Annotated in this window: 11 protein-coding genes; 3 read left to right on the top strand and 8 right to left on the bottom strand. The window is 72.0% G+C overall.

All coding sequences use genetic code 11. The annotated features are described in order from the left end of the window. The first annotated feature begins 236 nt into the window (after positions 1-236). A complete protein-coding gene (locus BM085_RS05965) occupies positions 237-1,346 on the top strand; it encodes a hypothetical protein (protein WP_143120819.1) in 1,110 nt (369 codons plus the stop codon). A 134-nt stretch (positions 1,347-1,480) separates the two neighbouring features. Here the strand turns inward: BM085_RS05965 and BM085_RS05970 are convergent, their stop codons facing one another. The 5 genes from BM085_RS05970 to thrC all read right to left on the bottom strand — a co-directional run bounded on the left by BM085_RS05970 (position 1,481) and on the right by thrC (position 8,442). Next, a complete protein-coding gene (locus BM085_RS05970; protein ID WP_093886000.1) occupies positions 1,481-2,125 on the bottom strand; it encodes a response regulator transcription factor in 645 nt (214 codons plus the stop codon). Positions 2,126-2,136: 11 nt separating this feature from the next. Next, positions 2,137-3,456 (bottom strand): sensor histidine kinase, encoded by a 1,320-nt coding sequence (locus BM085_RS05975; protein ID WP_093886001.1) that lies wholly within the window; start codon positions 3,454-3,456, stop codon positions 2,137-2,139. A 207-nt stretch (positions 3,457-3,663) separates the two neighbouring features. After that, positions 3,664-5,778 (bottom strand): transcription termination factor Rho, encoded by a 2,115-nt coding sequence (gene rho / locus BM085_RS05980; protein ID WP_093886002.1) that lies wholly within the window; start codon positions 5,776-5,778, stop codon positions 3,664-3,666. Positions 5,779-6,242: 464 nt separating this feature from the next. Next, the gene (locus BM085_RS05985; protein ID WP_093886003.1) at positions 6,243-7,244 is read right to left on the bottom strand and encodes a homoserine kinase; all 1,002 of its coding nucleotides are present in this window, start codon (positions 7,242-7,244) and stop codon (positions 6,243-6,245) included. A 139-nt stretch (positions 7,245-7,383) separates the two neighbouring features. Beyond that, complete coding sequence (thrC, locus tag BM085_RS05990) at positions 7,384-8,442, bottom strand: threonine synthase (RefSeq protein WP_031159160.1); 1,059 nt, start codon at positions 8,440-8,442, stop codon at positions 7,384-7,386. A gap of 212 nt (positions 8,443-8,654) precedes the next feature. Between thrC and BM085_RS05995 the strand changes: the two genes are divergently transcribed. Beyond that, positions 8,655-10,274, top strand: a complete 1,620-nt coding sequence (locus BM085_RS05995) for a glycosyltransferase family 2 protein (RefSeq protein ID WP_093886004.1) — start codon at positions 8,655-8,657, stop codon at positions 10,272-10,274. Between the two features lie 6 nt (positions 10,275-10,280). Here the strand turns inward: BM085_RS05995 and BM085_RS06000 are convergent, their stop codons facing one another. Continuing rightward, positions 10,281-11,606: an MFS transporter gene (locus tag BM085_RS06000; protein ID WP_093886005.1), complete on the bottom strand. Its 1,326-nt coding sequence runs from the start codon at positions 11,604-11,606 to the stop codon at positions 10,281-10,283. 94 nt (positions 11,607-11,700) lie between these two features. On the opposite strand from BM085_RS06000, the gene BM085_RS06005 reads away from it, so the two are divergent. Then, positions 11,701-12,498, top strand: coding sequence for an SAM-dependent methyltransferase (locus BM085_RS06005; protein ID WP_093886006.1), 798 nt, complete (start codon positions 11,701-11,703; stop codon positions 12,496-12,498). Positions 12,499-12,558: 60 nt separating this feature from the next. Here BM085_RS06005 and BM085_RS06010 read toward each other — a convergent pair whose 3' ends face one another. Both BM085_RS06010 and BM085_RS06015 read right to left on the bottom strand, forming a co-directional pair. Then, positions 12,559-14,280, bottom strand: coding sequence for a glycosyltransferase family 2 protein (locus BM085_RS06010; RefSeq protein WP_093886007.1), 1,722 nt, complete (start codon positions 14,278-14,280; stop codon positions 12,559-12,561). After that, positions 14,277-15,398 (bottom strand): glycosyltransferase, encoded by a 1,122-nt coding sequence (locus BM085_RS06015; RefSeq protein ID WP_093886008.1) that lies wholly within the window; start codon positions 15,396-15,398, stop codon positions 14,277-14,279. The genes BM085_RS06010 and BM085_RS06015 overlap by 4 nt, the downstream gene beginning before the upstream one ends. Positions 15,399-15,417: the final 19 nt, after the last annotated feature.

A 15,417-nucleotide genomic window follows, 5' to 3' on the forward strand; every position in this document is an offset into this window, starting at 1 on the left:
CGCCTGTCAGGCTTGCGCGCGATGTGCACACTGAGGTGCGCGCGGGCGGGAACCGGAACCGCTGCGGTTCGGCTACCAGTGTGCCAGATGCTCCAACCATCCCAGGCCACAAGACATTCCCCGCTGAGGTGACCTGCGTTTGTGGACGAGTAACACTCGTACCACTAGGCTCCGGTGCCCAAACCGTAACTTTACCTATTTTTTTACCTCAGTTAGGGGACCAGATGAGGAAGGGAATGCGGTTGCTTCTTGCGGCCGCAACGGGGGCTGCCGTCTTCGCAACTGGTACGGCGACCGCTTTCGCCACCCAGACCAGCGCCACCGCAGTGGCCTGTGACCTGAACACCGCCGACGTCACCGCCGTCACCGTCGGTGACGCCTACGTCCCGCTCAAGGACGACGCCACCGTCGACTTCGAGGCGACGCTCAAGGACGCCTGGAAGCTGGCCGAGGACAAGAAGTCCGTTCAGCAGAACATCACCGCCGTCACGGCCGAATTCCAGCGCGCCGGCGAGACCACCTGGAACAGCGCCACGATCGAGGCGCTGCCCGCCGTCCCGGCCCCGCCGGCCACCGGCGAGGCGACGCTGCCCACCGCCGACGTCAAGCTCAAGGGCAGCTTCAAGGTCACCAAGGACAACAAGGACGGCAAGTGGCAGGTCCGCCTGCATGTCAGCCGTAGCGCCGCGAGCAGCGACAGCTGCAAGGAAGTCACGGTCAGCCCGCAGGTCAAGTACGTCAGCGCCTCGGTGACGGACCCGGTCGTCGTGAGCGCCGGCCAGGACACCGAGGTGGCCGTCAAGGCGAACATCATCGGCGCCTCCTCGGTCACCGCCCGTCTCTTCAGCAACGACAGTAACGACTCCGTCGACCTGGAGCTGTCGAAGAGCAACACCGCCGACCAGTGGTACCGGGAGACCTGGTTCGACGACGACTACGCCACGGGGGCCTGGACCCTGGAGCTGGTCGCCGCGCGCGGCAAGGAGAGCGTGAAGTTCGAGAAGGCCGACACCTTCTGGGTCCAGAAGGGCTCCTCCAAGTCGAAGAAGGCCAAGTCGAAGGTCTCGTTCGACGTGAGCGCGAACAAGGTCAAGAAGGGCAAGAAGATCCGCCTGTACGGCAAGGCCTACCGGGGCAGCTCCGCCTACTCCGGCAAGATGATCGAGCTCTACACCAAGAAGAAGGGCGGCAGCTGGAAGTTCGCCTACTTCGTGAAGGCGAACGGCAGCGGCAAGTTCAGCAAGACCGTCAAGCCGAAGACCGACGCCTACTGGCGCGCCCAGGTCCCCGGCACCAGCAAGACCTACGGCTCCAAGTCCGGCTACGAGTTCGTGGACGTCCGCTAGCCGGCCCCCTCCGCGCCGCGCTGTACGGCTCGCGTCCCCAACCCCGGGCGCAAGCCGCACAGACGGCGGGCGGGCCACGTGAGACCTGAGGACGGCAAGGGAACGCCCGGCGGTGACAACCGCCGGGCGTTCTCTCATCTGCCCAGGTAGGCCAGGACGGCCAGGACCCGGCGGTGGTCGTCGGAGGCGGGTTCGAGGCCGAGTTTGCCGAAGATGCCGGAGATGTGCTTCTCCACCGCGCCGTCGGTGACGGCCAGGCGCGCGGCGACCGCCGCGTTGGAGCGCCCCTCGGCCATCAGGGCCAGGACCTCCCGTTCCCGGACGGTCAGGGACTCCAGCGGATCGTCCCGGCGGTGGCGGCTCAGCAACTGCGCGATCACCTCGGGGTCGATGACCGTCCCCCCGGACTCCACCCGGCGCACCGCGTCGAGGAACTCCGACACGTCCGCGATCCGCTCCTTGAGCAGGTAACCGACCGCCGACGCCCCCCCGCCGATCAACTCGGCGGCGTACTGCTGCTCGACGTACTGCGACAGCACCAGGATCGGCAGCCCCGGCCGTCGCGACCTGGCCTCCAGGGCGGCGCGCAGCCCCTCGTCGGTGTGGCTCGGCGGCATCCGCACGTCCACGATCGCCAGGTCGGGGCCGTGCTCGGCGACCGCGGCCACCAGCCCCGGGCCGTCCCCCGCCACCCCGACGGTCTCGATTCCGCCGTCGGCCAGCAGCCGGGCCAGCCCCTCACGCAACAGCACCGAGTCTTCGGCGATCACCACCCGCATGATCCGAGTTTTCACCATTGGCAGGGCAGTTCGGCGCGGATCAGCGTAGGACCGCCGAGCGGGCTGTTCACGCTCAGGGTGCCGTCGATGGTCGCGGCCCGGTCCGCCAGCCCCGCGAGGCCCCCTCCGGCACGCGGCACCGCGGCGCCGACCCCGTTGTCGTGCACCTCCACGACCACCCGCTGGCCTTCGCGGCTGACCCGGACGGAGACCTCGGTCGCCTCGGAGTGCTTGACCATGTTGGTCAGGGACTCGGCCACGACGAAGTACGCGATGCTCTCCACCGCGGGCGGCGGGCGGTGGGAGACCTCCACCGACAGGTCCACCCGCACGGGGGCCCGGGCCGCGAGCGAGGAGAGCGCCGCGTCCAGTCCTCGGTCGGTGAGGATCGCCGGGTGGATGCCCCTCGCGAGGTCGCGCAGCTCGGCGATCGCCGCCTTGGCGCCGGCGTGGGCCTGGGCGAGAAACTCCCGGGCGCCCTGGGGGTCGGAGTCCATCTTGGCCTGGGCCCGTCCCAGGTCCATCGCGACGGAGAGCAGCCGCTGCTGGGCGCCGTCGTGCAGGTCGCGCTCGATCCTGCGCCGCTCCGCCTCGGCCGCGTCGACCGCGCGGGCCCGACTGGCCCGCAGCTGGGCCGCCCGGGCGGCCAGCAGGTTCTTCTCCCCCGCCCCCAGCAGCGCGACGGCGAGCAGCGCGTGCAGCCAGCCCATCCCCCGCGTCGCGTAGAGCGCGACGAGGAGGACCCCCACACCGACGGGCACGCACAGCAGCGCCTCCGGCACGCTGTCGACCAGCAGCCCGTCGGTGATCGTCACCGGATTTCCGCCGAACAGCAGGACCGTGGGCACGATGATCATGCCCAGCCCCAGGCACCACAGGGCCACCGAGACGACGAACTCCACGACTCCGATCGGCAGCAGCAGCAGGAGGTAGAGGAGGTCCTTCCAGGTCGCCGGATCGACGAACATGTCCTTCCAGCGCAGGAACAGGTTGTCGCCCTGGGAGGGCCGGTAGGGGTCGCGGATCGTGACGCCGAAGGCCAGCCGGACCAGCCTGCGCTCCAGCATCGCCGCGGCGCGCCAGGCGCACATGGTCAGCGCGAGCAGCGGCAGCCCGGCCCACACGATCACCAGGCTGAGCGCGACCGGGATCGCGGACGCCATGAAGGCGGAACAGACCGCGCCGTAGAAGACACTCACCAGCATGTACGGCACGGCACGCCAGGTCATCGGATCGACGATCATCCCCAGCGGCCCGTTGGGCCCCAGCGGAACGCGCCGGCGCAGCGGCATGCCCACCGCCGGTCCGCCCACCGCCGTCTCAGCCGTCATGCAGCCCCCTCTGGCTCCGCGCCGCGATCAGGGTCCGCGCCCGGAGCTCGTCCCGGGGCGTCGGAACCTCCGGCCCCGGGGCGCGGCGAAACGGAGCGGGCGGGCGTCCTGAAGTATGGATATCCCGAAGAGCGCGCTCGCACAAGGGCGGTGAAACGGCGGACGCCCCGGCCGTGGGGCCGGGGCGTCCGTCGTACAGCCGGTCGATCAGTCGCGGTCGGAGCTGACCGTCGTCTTCTGGACCTGGAGGAGGAACTCCGCGTTGGACTTGGTCTCCCTCATCTTCTCCAGGAGAAGCTCCAGAGCCTGCTGCATGTCCAGGGCGTGCAGCACGCGCCGCAGCTTCCAGGTGATCTGCAGCTCGTCCTTGCCCATGAGGATCTCTTCCTTACGGGTGCCGGACGCGTCGACGTCCACCGCGGGGAAGATCCGCTTGTCGGCGAGCGAACGGTTGAGCTTGAGCTCCAGGTTTCCGGTGCCCTTGAACTCCTCGAAGATGACCTCGTCCATCTTGGAGCCGGTCTCGACCAGCGCCGTGGCGAGGATCGTCAGCGAGCCGCCGTTCTCGATGTTGCGGGCGGCGCCGAAGAAGCGCTTCGGCGGGTAGAGCGCGGTGGAGTCGACACCACCGGACAGGATCCGGCCGGAGGCCGGGGCCGCCAGGTTGTAGGCCCGGCCCAGACGGGTGATCGAGTCGAGCAGCACGACGACGTCGTGGCCCAGCTCCACCAGACGCTTGGCGCGCTCGATGGCGAGTTCGGCGACCGTGGTGTGGTCCTCGGCGGGACGGTCGAAGGTCGAGTGGATGACCTCGCCCTTCACCGACCGCTGCATGTCGGTGACCTCTTCCGGACGCTCGTCGACCAGGACAACCATCAGGTGGCACTCGGGGTTGTTCCGGGTGATCGCGTTGGCGATCGCCTGGAGCACCATGGTCTTTCCCGCCTTGGGCGGGGAGACGATGAGGCCACGCTGGCCCTTGCCGATCGGCGCCACCATGTCGATGATCCGGGTGGTCAGGATGTTCGGCTCGGTCTCCAGGCGCAGCCGCTCCTGCGGGTAGAGCGGGACGAGCTTGTTGAAGTCGGGCCGCTGCCGCGCCTGCTCCGGGTCCATGCCGTTGACCGTGTCGAGGCGGACGAGCGCGTTGAACTTCTCGCGGCGCTCGCCGTCGCGGGGCTGGCGGACGGCGCCGGTGACGACGTCACCCTTGCGCAGGCCGTTACGGCGGATCTGGGCCAGCGAGACGTAGACGTCGTTGGAGCCCGGCAGGTAACCGCTGGTCCGCACGAACGCGTAGTTGTCGAGGATGTCCAGGATGCCGGCGATCGGGATCAGGACGTCGTCGTCGCCGACCACGGGCTCGTTGCTGTCGAAGCGGTCACGGCCGCGACGGTTCCGCTCGCGGAACCGGCCACGGCGGCCACGGCGGTCGTCGTCCTCGCCGACGCCGTGCTGGTCGCCGCGGTCCTGCGGGCCGCGGTTCTGCGGGCCACGGTCACCACGGTCGGTCCGGTCGGCCCGGTCACCACGGTCGGCCCGGTCACCACGGTCGGTCCGGTCGCCCCGGTCACCGCGGTCGTTGACGCGGTCACCACGGTCGTTACGGTCGTTGACGCGCTCACCGCGGTCGGTGCGCTCACCGCGCTCGGTGCGCTCACCGCGCTCGGTGCGCTCGGTGCGCTCACCGCGGTCGGTGCGCTCACCGCGGTTCTGGCCCGCGTCGGCGGCGCGCTGGTCGCCACGGCCGTCGCCGCGCTCGCCACGGCTGTCGCCACGGTCGCGGCGGTCGCCGGTGCGCTCGCCGCGGTCGCTGTTGCGGCTACGGCGGTCGCCACGCTCACGGCGGCTCTCACCGCGCTCGGCGCGGCTGTCGGCCTGGGCGGCGTCGGCCTGCTGCTCCACGACGGGAGCGGCTGCGGCCACGGGCTCGGGCGCGGCGGGCGCCTGCTCGGCCACGGGCTCGGCCGCGACGGCGGGCCGGGAACGTTCCCTGCGGCTGCGGGCAGGGCGCTCGGCGACCGGCTCGGCCGCGACGGCCGGGGCCGGAGCCTCCTTGACGGCGGCGGGAGCGGGAGCAGGGGCGCTCTCAGGTGATACGCCCTGCTTCTCCTGGATGGCCGCGATGAGCTGGCTCTTGCGCATCCGCCCGGTCCCGCTGATGCCAAGCCCGGAGGCCATGGCCTGCAGCTCGGGCAGCACCATGGCGGACAGGCCGGTGCCGGAGCGACGGCGCGGCCTGGCCGCGGCGCGGGTGGGGGTGTCGCCGGCCACCGGCGGTGCGCCGGCGGCGTCGGAGAGGAGTTCGGTGGTGTCGCTCACTAATGGGTCCTTCCCAGGGGTCGGGCGTGGCCACGATCAGCCAATCGTCCCGGTGGTGCGATCAACCCGGTGGGACAGACCGGGTCGGGTTGCACGTTGCGATCCTCGACGGCCCTTGAGGACCGCCGCCACTGTCGGAGAAGGGCACATCCATGCCGTCACCATCGAGATTCGCCGACGGTGGGGCTTGGAGGACACCCCCCGGATTGCTACCGGCAACCAGATGTCGAGGTAATTCGAACGCGCGTGTCCCCTCAAACGCCGCCTCTCGTTGCCCCAACCGAATGTGGAGCATTCGGAGGGGACGGATTCGGGGAGGCCACTGCGGCGCTCACGCCTCACAGAGCGAGACATGATGCAGCGATGTGTGGCTGACAAGCACGCACCCACAAGGGGGCACCTGGTGCGGCTACCAGCCTAACATCACCAGCGCACACAGCTATTCCCTGAAGGTCGAAGAGGCATCAGCGTGTCTCGGGAGAGACAACGCAGGCACCGCGGGTTTCGACATCCAGTGGCTGGATGTGCCAATCAGTACCCACTTCCGGTGCGATCAAATCCTGCGTATCCACTGTCGAAAACGCAAGAATTGTGGGGCCCGCTCCCGAGACGACAGTAGGGACGCCGAGCCCGCGCAGACGTTGTACCAGATCCGCACTCTGCGGCATCGCAGGCGCGCGGTAATTCTGGTGCAGCCGATCTTCGGTGGCGGCCAGCAACAGTTCCCGCTCCGGCCGTTCGGTCAGTGCCGCGACGAGAAGCGCGGCCCGCCCGGCGTTCGCGGACGCGTCGGAGTGCGGCACGTCCTTGGGGAGCAACCCCCGGGCGACCTCTGTGGACAGCCGGTGCCTGGGGATGATGGCCACGGGCCGGATATCGGCGTGTGGGATCAGCTTCACCATATGCGGTGCGTTCGACTGATCTGTCCATGCGATGGTGAGCCCGCCCGCGAGACACGGCGCCACGTTGTCGGGGTGCCCCTCGATCTCGGTGGCCAGCGCGAAGACGTCGTCGTCGGTGAACTCCGGCCGCGCCGCCGGACGGCCGGGGCCTGTCTGGCCGCCCGCGGGGTTCGGGCCGTCCACTGCCGGGTACGGGGCGCCGGCCAGCGCCCGTGCCGCGAGGATCCCCGCGCAGATCGCCGCGGAGGAGGATCCCAGGCCCCGCGCGTGCGGGATGCGGTTGAGGCAGCGCAGCCGGATGCCGCGCGGCTGCGGAAGGCCCATCCGGTCGAAGGTCAGCCGCATCGTCCTCACGATGAGATGGCCCTCGCCGTCGTCGAGCTCGCCCGCGCCCTCCCCCGTGACCTCGATGCCGACGCTACGGGAACGGGGGCCGCCGGGGTCGACCAGACCGACCTCGACCTCGTCGTAGAGGGCGAGGGCCAGTCCCAGGGTGTCGAATCCGGGGCCGAGGTTGGCCGACGTCGCCGGGACCCGGACGGTGACCTTGATGCTGTCGGTCATCGGAATTCTGGGGCGCAGGCCCCTGGCTCAGCCATAGGGAGGGAGCCCCTCCTCCTATCTGCTTCGTTCGGTGCTGTGCACGGCCGGTGCGGGACGTCGCGGTGGGACGCCCCGCCGTACCGGCGTCGTCATGGGGGCGCTAGGCGAGTCCGAGCGCGGTGGCCGCGGCGTGGGCGTCGATGGGGATCGTCACGGGCGTGGGCGCGCCGGAGATGGCCCAGTCGGGGTCCTTGAGGCCGTTGCCGGTCACCGTGCAGACGATGCGCCGGCCGGGCTCGACGAGGCCCTGCCCGTGTGCCTGGAGGAGGCCGGCCACGCTGGCGGCGGAGGCGAGCTCGACGAACACGCCCTCCTCCTGGGCCAGCAGCTTGTACGCGGCGGCGATCTGGCGGTCGGTGACGGCCTGGATGACGCCGCCGGACTCGTCGCGGGCGGCCTCGGCGAGCTTCCAGGAGGCGGGGTTGCCGATGCGGATCGCGGTGGCGATCGTGTGCGGGTGGGTCACCGGCGCGCCGTTGACGATCGGCGCGGAGCCGCTGGCCTGGAAGCCGAACATGCGGGGCGTCCTGGTGGCGAGGCCGTCCGCGGCGTATTCGGTGTAGCCCATCCAGTAGGCCGAGATGTTGCCCGCGTTGCCGACCGGGATGCAGTGGATGTCGGGCGCGTCGCCGAGCGCGTCCACGATCTCGAAGGCCGCGGTCTTCTGACCCTGGAGCCGGAAGGGGTTCACCGAGTTGACCAGCGCGATGGGGTAGTTCTCCGACAGCTTCCTGGTCATCTCCAGGCAGTCGTCGAAGGAGCCCTCGACCTGGAGCAGCGTGGCCCCGTGAACCAGCGCCTGCGCCAGCTTGCCCATCGCGATCTTGCCGCGGGGCACCAGCACGGCGCAGGTCAGGCCCGCGCGGACCGCGTAGGCGGCGGCGGAGGCGCTGGTGTTGCCGGTGGAGGCGCAGATGACGGCCTTCGCGCCGTCCTCGACGGCCTTGCTGATGGCCATGGTCATGCCACGGTCCTTGAAGCTGCCGGTCGGGTTCGCGCCCTCGACCTTGAGGAAGACGTCACAGCCGGTCAGAGCCGAGACCCGGCGCGCCGGGACGAGCGGCGTGCCGCCCTCCAGGAGGGTGACGACGGGCGTCGCCGTGGTCACCGGAAGTCGGTCACGGTACTCCTCGATGAGGCCACGCCACGCCCTGGTCATGATTACTCCTCCCGCGCCCGGGTACACCGTGCGCGTCCTACCTGCGGTGTTAGGCACCGAGTCTACGGGCAACGGCCCACGCGGCGGGATGTGTTGTCCACCCAATGGACAACACGGGCATATTTCACTTTCTCCCACAGGAAACCCTAAGCAACCGGGGATAGGGTTGACAGGACTTGACAAGCGGGGACGCAGACAAGGGGCATCACATCATGACGGATGGAGCGGGGACCGACCTGCCCCTGATCCGGCACAACGACTACTCCCCCCTGACCCCTCCCGCCCTCGGCGAATGGGATCCGGCGCTCTCGGTGAGCGTGGTCATCCCCGCGCACGGCGGCCAGCGCAGGCTCGACCTGACCCTCGCCGCCCTGGCGGCGCAGACCTACCCCGATCACCTCATGGAAGTGATCGTGGTGGACGACGGCAGCGACCCGCCCCTGCGGCTGCCGGAGATCGCTCCGCCGGGCACCAGGATCGCCGCCGCCGACCCCGGACGCTGGGGCATCGCGCACGCGGTGAACACCGGGGCCGCCCTCGCCGAGGGCCGGATCATCCAGCGCCTGGACGCCGACATGGTCGTCTGCCGCGAGCACATCGAGGCGCTGGCCCGCTGGCACCACCTGGCCGGCTACGTGGTCGCCATCGGCGCGAAGAAGTTCGTCGAGGAGCCCGAGCTCTCCCCGGCCCACCTGTACGACGGCGTGCGCACGGGCCCGCTGGAGGCCGTCTTCGACCTGTCGGAGGCGCTGCCCAGCTCCACCGAGCAGACCATCTCCCGGACCGACGGCCTGCGGACCAGCCGCAACCCCTACCACGTGTGCACCGGGCCGACGGTGTCGATGCGCCGGGAGACCTTCCACGCCGTCGGCGGCCTCGATCCCGACGTGCTCAGGGGCGAGGACACCGAGTTCGCCTACCGGCTGGCCGCGCACGGGGTGGTCTTCGTCCCCGACATGGCCGCCCAGGCCGTGCATCTGGGACTTCCCGCGCAGCGCCGCGACCGCGACCGGGCGGTCCGCGCGGTCGGCCCCTACCTCGCCCACCGCGTTCCGCTCCGCCGTGACCTGCGCAAGGACCGGGGCCGGCGGTGGCTGGTGCCGTACGTGGAGGTGGTGCTCCACGTCGACGGCGACGAAAGGCAGGTGCGCGAGGCGGTGAGCGCGGCACTGGAGGGGTCGGTGACCGATGTGCGGGTCACCCTGGTCGCCCCCTGGTCTCGGCTGTCCGCCGGCCGCCGGGCGGTGCTCGGCGACCCCTCCTTCGAGCTGCGGCTGCTGCGCGAGCACTTCGCCCACGACGAGCGGGTACGGCTGGCCGACGAGGTCTCCCTCACCCCCGCGCCGATCCCCTTCCGCTACACCGGGCCGATCTCGGTCCCGCTGGGGCACGGCTCGCTGGAGCGGATGATCGCCGCGGTCCAGGACGACCGGTCCGGCATGCTCGTCGTCGACCTCGGCGACGACGGCACGGCGACGCTGCAGCGGACCGAGGCGCTGGGCCGGGCACGCCTGCTGGGCGCGGACGACGTGCCCACTTCGATCAAGGCCACCCACGGCGTGCGGCACGGCGACCGGGCGGAGTTCTGGCCGGCCCCGGCCGCTCCCGCGGCCTCCGCCCGGAAGCCCGCGCAGGCCGCCGCGGAGAAGTCCACGGAGAAGCCCGCGCAGGCCGCGGCCGGGAGGCCCGCGCAGGCTCCCCCGGAGAGACCGGCGCGGAACCCGCCGGAAAAGCCTGTGGCGGCTCCGGCCCGCGGGGACCGGTCCCCGGAGCCCGCGCGGAAGCCGGAGTCCCGGATCGCCAAGCTCCGCTCGGCGATCCGGAGGGGCTGAGCCGGGTCAGGAGGCCGCGACCACGCGCTCGCGTTCCTCGGACAGGGGCGTGACGCGCCGCCGTACCGCTAGCCCGAAGGCCACGACGAGCAGGCCGGAGATCCCCGATATCACGAACGGCGCGGCGGGCCGCCAGGCGTCGTAGAGGAAGCCGCCGAGGCCGGACACCACCAGGATGCCGACGGCTCCGCACAGCGTCTGCACGCCGTAGGCGGAGCCGCGCACGGCGGCGGGGGCCTGCTGGGCCAGGAGCGGGCCGGCGGTGGTGATCGCGGCGATCTCGCCCAGGCCGACGAGCACGGCCACCATCATCATGCCGGAGCCGAGCGGGTCGCTGATCAGCAGCGTGGACAGGTAGGACACCGCCGCGACGGCCTGGGCGAGGATGAGCACGTCCTGGCGGCGCATCCGGTCCCCCAGCCAGCCGAACAGCGGCGCGGCGACCACGGCCACGGTCTGGGCGATGCCGACCACCGCCCCGCCGCGGGCCAGGGCCTCGGCCGCCGACATGCCGCGCTCGCCGGTGGCGTAGTCGATCACCCACAGGGACATGAAGCCCGCGACGACGGCGAGGTCGGCGCGGGCGACGAACGCCGCGGCGTAGGACAGCGCCACGCCGGGGTCGCGGGCGAGCGCGAGGCCCTCCTTGACCAGGCGGGTCAAGGGCACGCGCTCGGCGGTCGCGCTGACCTTGACCGTGGACAGGGTGGACCACATCAGCGCGGCGACGGCGAGGACGACCGCGGCGATGATCAGGAACGAGACGCGGGCGGCGTCGACCGGGGCCATCCCCCGGTCTTCGAAGATCTTGGGCAGGCGGACCAGGGCGAGCACCGCGACCATCGCGCCGAGGCCGCTGAACAGTCCGACCAGGCCGTAGGACTTGCCCCGGGAGCCGTCCCGGACGTAGTCGACGGCCACCGTGGACAGCATCCCGCTGAGCGCGGCCACGCCGAGGGCGAAGACCACCCGCAGCGCGACGAGCACGGTCGTGTTCCCGGCGAACGGGAACAGCGCGGTGCCCAGCGCGCACAGCGCGAACCCGGCCACCACGACGGGCCGGCGGCCGAACCGGTCGGCCAGCGCGCCGTACCAGACCAGGCTGGCGATCATCGCGATCTCGGCGGCGACGCCGAGCAGGCCGACCGCCTTGCCCTGGTCGGCTTTGGCGACGCCGAGAACGCCGCCCAGGATGTACGGCTGCGCCGCCGGGAGGAAGGAGATGACCATGGTCGCGACGAACGCCATGGACAGGCAGGCCCACATGTTGCCGCGGCCGATGCCGTCGGCGAGCTGCAGTCCCAGGACACGGCGGGGGGAGGAGGCTGCCATGGCGCGATCTTGTCAGCTCCCGGACCGGTTCTCCAGGGCCGCTTCTATATATGATCACGCTAATTCCGGAAATATCGCCACCGGGGAGCGACACGTGACCGACCAGATACCCACGGGTATTCAGACTCATATCCCGAACGTCGCACGTATGTACGACTACTACCTCGGCGGCAAGGACAACTTCCCCGCCGACCGGGAGGCGGCCGAGAAGGTCCTCACCGTCGTCCCCGAGATCCGCCACAGCGCGCGGTCCAACCGCGCCTTCCTGGGCCGCGCCGTCGACTTCGTCGCGCGCTCGGGCATCCGCCAGTTCCTCGACATCGGGGCCGGCCTGCCCACCCAGAACAACGTGCACCAGGTCGCCACGGACGCCCGGGTCGTCTACGTCGACAACGATCCGACCGTCCTGGTCCACGGCAGGGCCATCCTCGGCAAGAACGAGAACGTGACCATCGTCCAGGGGGACGTGCGCCGCCCCGGCGAGATCCTGGACCACCCGGACATCCGCGCGGCGATCGACTTCGACCAGCCGGTGGCGGTCCTCCTTCTGGCGATCATGCATTTCGTCCCCGACGAGGACGACCCGGAGGGCATCATCGCCACGCTCCGCCGCGCCATGGCGCCCGGCAGCCACCTGATCCTCTCCCACGTCGCGATCGACGCCAGGCCGGAGGCGGCCGAAGGGGTCACCAAGGTGTACGACCGGGCGTCCTCGCCCTTCGTCCCCCGGACGGGCAAGGAGATCACCCGCCTGTTCGACGGCTTCGACGTGGTCGAGCCCGGCATCGTCAACCTGCCCGAGTGGCGCCCGGACCCCGGCGCCGTGGTGCCCTACAAGGGCATCGGGTCCTACTTCCTCGGCGGGGTCGGAGCGGTCACCGAGGACAGGTGACCGTCCGCCCGGCGGGCGGGGGCGGGCCGCGCCGGGCGGCCCGCGTCCCGGCCTGAGCCCTCACCGGCGGCGGATGATCGCCCGCTTGACGGACGAGAGCAGGCCGTACTGGACGATCTTCCTGGCGGCGGCCAGCTCCCTGCGCAGGCCGCCGACCTCGCGCCGCAGCTCGACCGCGCTCTTGCGCCAGCGGCCCGCCTCGTCGCGCCACCTGGTCACCTGGGCGCGCAGCCGCTCGTTCTCCTTGGCGAGGCGGGCGATCTCGGCCTGCGCCTCCGTCCTTGCCCGGTACGCGCCACGGCGGCCGGTGATCGGCCCCGCCTCCGGCAGGAACCCGTAGGTCTCGCCGTCCACCCAGAGCACCCCGGAGGTGTCCTCCACCGCGTCGTCGAGGTCCTCGCCCTCCCGCCGGACGATCGCGGCACGGGCGAACGCGGCGGTGCGCTCCAGCCTGGCCGCCACGATCCCCTCGCCGGACCCCTCGGCCAGCAGCGCCGACACCAGCCCGTACCCCCCGTCCCCGGCCAGGTCGAGCAGGCGGGCGAGGCTGTCCTCGCCCGGCACCCAGCCGGCGGGCAGCCTCAGCCGGTACGGCGGGGCCGCCCCGGTCTCCGGCGCCTCGCCGCCCTCCGCCGGGTACGGCGGAGCCATCCGCACCGCCCGGGGGGAGTCGAGGGCGAACCGCACCCGGCTCTCGTGGGCGTAGTGGCCGCGGATCAGCACCAGGTCCAGGTCCGGATTCCGCAACGGCGCGCGGCCCTCGGCCCGGACGCGGTCCCAGGGACCGGTGACGGTGACCACGACATCGGGCACGGTGCCCGCGAGGACGGCGTCCACGGTGGCGCGGACCTCGTCGTAGCCGTAGCCGTGCCCGTCCTCCCCCGCGCGGCCCGGCCCCCCGGCGGGCCCGACGACCACCTCCAGGTAGGGCACCTTCCACTGCCGGGCCGGATGGGAGCGGAGCCAGCGGTAGCTCGGGATCCGGTCGGCGACGAAGGCGTGGCTGACCCGGTCGATCGGCGCCTTGTCGCGCATCCGCATGGTGGGGCCGAGATGGAAGGCGCGGGCCAGCGGCTCGGGCACGAAGACCGCGCCCGCCTGGGCCAGCCGGTAGCCCATCTCCGTGTCCTGGCCGAGGATGAGCTCGGTGTCCATCGGCCCGGCCTGGGCGAACAGCGCGGCGTTGACCGAGGTGGCGCCGCCCACGTGCAGGCTGAACGCGCGGTGCGGGTTGTCGGTGAGGCCGTCGGTCCGCTCGATGAGGTCCACCAGCCAGGCGTGCGGCTCGGCCGGTTCGAAGAGCTCGGCCAGGTCGTCGGCCTCGGCCACCTCCCGGGGGCCGGGCAGCTCGGCCGGGGTGAAGCGCAGGTAGCCGGTCACCACGAGGTAGGGCGCCGCATGGTGCCAGCGCATGTGCGCCTCGACGGACCGGCGGTCCAGGACCACGTCGGAGTCGAGCCAGTGGATCACGTCACCGGTGGCGGCGGCGAGCCCCGCGTTGCGGGCGTGGGCCCGCCCGGGGGTGGGGCAGACGATGAGCCGGGTGCTCGCGGGCCTCAGCTCGGGCAGGCGCAGCGGCGGCTCGCTGCCGTTGTCCACCACGACGACCTCGGTCAGGCCGGCGGGATAGGTCTGCCCGGCCAGCCCCGCGAGCACGAGGTCGAGCTTGTCCTGGCCACCGTAGGCGGGCACGACCACGCTGACCCGCAGTGACGGCGTCCAGGCGCCGAGCTCGGGCGGGGTGAGGCTCCGGTAGTCGTTGCCGGTGATCCGTGCTGTCATGGCCCTTCCAAGATCAGGCTCGGGCGGAAGCCGCGCCACTGGTTCGTCGCGACGCGCAGGAAGTGGGCCAGCGAGAGCCGCCAGGTGTGTTCGGCGCTCACCGAACGCCGCAGCACGTAGCCGAGGCCGTGGGTGCGGTAGATGCGCGCCCCGGCGGCGTGGGCGGCCTTGAGGAAGCCGGCGTCGACGCCGCGGGGCAGCGGGGGGAACCCGCCGAGCTCGGCGTACCGGGCCCGGTCGAGCAGGATCGTGCCGCCGGCCACGTGGTCGGACCAGATCTCGCTGGTGTAGTCGGTGCGGCGGATCGTGGCGTTCAGGGGCTCCAGGTAGAAGAACTCGGCCGCGGCGCCCACGATGTCCGCGCCGGCGTAGGACCTCGCGAGCAGGAGGTCGGCCAGGTGCTCGGGGCCGTACCAGTCGTCGTCGTCCCACTTGGCGACGTACTCGCCGCTCGCGCGGGAGGCGGCCAGGTTGAGCACCTCCCCGAAGGGGGTCTCCGCGTCCGCCTCGATCACCGTGACGGGCAGGCCGCACTCCCGCAACGCCCGCCGTACCGCCTCGTGGCCGGCCGGGACGCCGTGCAGGGCCAGCAGGACCTCGGTCTCGACCCGCCGCTGCCGGGCGATCTGGGTGAGCGCCGAGCCCAGCAGGTGGGGACGCATGCTGGACATCACGACGCTGACCGTGGGCGTGGCCGCCGCGTGCCGGCTCCGCAGACCGTGGCGGCGCAGCCGTACGCTGTGCTCCTCCCTGCGCAGGTCGGTCACCGAGCGGGGCCCGCCGCCGCCCTCCTCGGGCGCCCAGGCGGCGAGCAGGCGGGCCAGGCCGGGCTCCACCCAGGCCGGCGAGGCGGCGGCGTGCAACGGCACCCCGGCGGCGGCCAGGCCGGTGACCGCATCGGCCGGGACCTCGGCGGCGGGCCAGCGGACGGTCAGGGCGCGCAGCCCTCTGAGGCGGGTGACCTCGGCGGCGTCCGGCCGGTCACCGAGCGGCTCACCGGCCGCCAGCCAGCCCTGACCGGTCCATGACAGCTCGGCCGCCGCCTCGGTCGCCGATCTCAGGAAGCCGGCGGGAGTCGCGGGGGGAGCCGGGGATGGGGGTGTCGACTGCGCAGGCACCAGCGAAGGATAGCGAGGC

This window comes from Streptosporangium canum, assembly GCF_900113865.1.
Taxonomy (GTDB): Bacteria; Actinomycetota; Actinomycetes; order Streptosporangiales; family Streptosporangiaceae; genus Streptosporangium; species Streptosporangium canum.

Bases quoted from the DNA above. Each gene is read 5' to 3' on its own strand.
- BM085_RS05975 (WP_093886001.1), bottom strand. From the start codon at position 3,456: ATGACGGCTGAGACGGCGGTGGGCGGACCGGCGGTGGGCATGCCGCTG.
- BM085_RS06010 (WP_093886007.1), bottom strand. From the start codon at position 14,280: ATGACAGCACGGATCACCGGCAACGACTACCGGAGCCTCACCCCGCCC.
- BM085_RS05985 (WP_093886003.1), bottom strand. From the start codon at position 7,244: ATGACCGACAGCATCAAGGTCACCGTCCGGGTCCCGGCGACGTCGGCC.
- BM085_RS05995 (WP_093886004.1), top strand. From the start codon at position 8,655: ATGACGGATGGAGCGGGGACCGACCTGCCCCTGATCCGGCACAACGAC.
- BM085_RS06000 (WP_093886005.1), bottom strand. From the start codon at position 11,606: ATGGCAGCCTCCTCCCCCCGCCGTGTCCTGGGACTGCAGCTCGCCGAC.
- thrC (WP_031159160.1), bottom strand. From the start codon at position 8,442: ATGACCAGGGCGTGGCGTGGCCTCATCGAGGAGTACCGTGACCGACTT.
- BM085_RS05965 (WP_143120819.1), top strand. From the start codon at position 237: ATGCGGTTGCTTCTTGCGGCCGCAACGGGGGCTGCCGTCTTCGCAACT.
- BM085_RS05970 (WP_093886000.1), bottom strand. From the start codon at position 2,125: ATGCGGGTGGTGATCGCCGAAGACTCGGTGCTGTTGCGTGAGGGGCTG.